2 tRNA genes are annotated in these 316 nt (G+C 49.1%); both read right to left on the bottom strand.

Going from position 1 to position 316, the window contains the following annotated elements:
- Positions 1–23 precede the first annotated feature (23 nt).
- Positions 24–100 (bottom strand) — tRNA-Arg (locus RH46_RS04380).
- Positions 101–195: 95 nt separating this feature from the next.
- A tRNA-Ser gene (locus tag RH46_RS04375) sits at positions 196–288 on the bottom strand.
- Positions 289–316 lie beyond the last annotated feature (28 nt).

Genomic DNA, 316 nt, shown 5'->3' with positions numbered 1-316 from the left:
TATATGAAGGTAACCCTAAAGAGTGGCGCGTCCTGGAGGATTCGAACCTCCGACCGCCTGGTTCGTAGCCAGGTACTCTATCCAGCTGAGCTAAGGACGCGCAATGTTCTCGAAAACGAGAGTTGTGAAGTATATCACACTAGTTCTTTCAAACAACAGGGCTTTAAAACAAAAAATTGGCCATAAGCCAATTAATGGCGGTGAGGGAGGGATTCGAACCCTCGATACGGCTACAAACCGTATACTCCCTTAGCAGGGGAGCGCCTTCAGCCTCTCGGCCACCTCACCGTTTTATTCCCTGGTAAGGAAATTATGG

It is taken from the genome of Vibrio brasiliensis LMG 20546, from assembly GCF_000189255.1.
Taxonomy (GTDB): Bacteria; Pseudomonadota; Gammaproteobacteria; order Enterobacterales; family Vibrionaceae; genus Vibrio; species Vibrio brasiliensis.
This window is presented reverse-complemented; position numbering and strand designations above follow the sequence as displayed.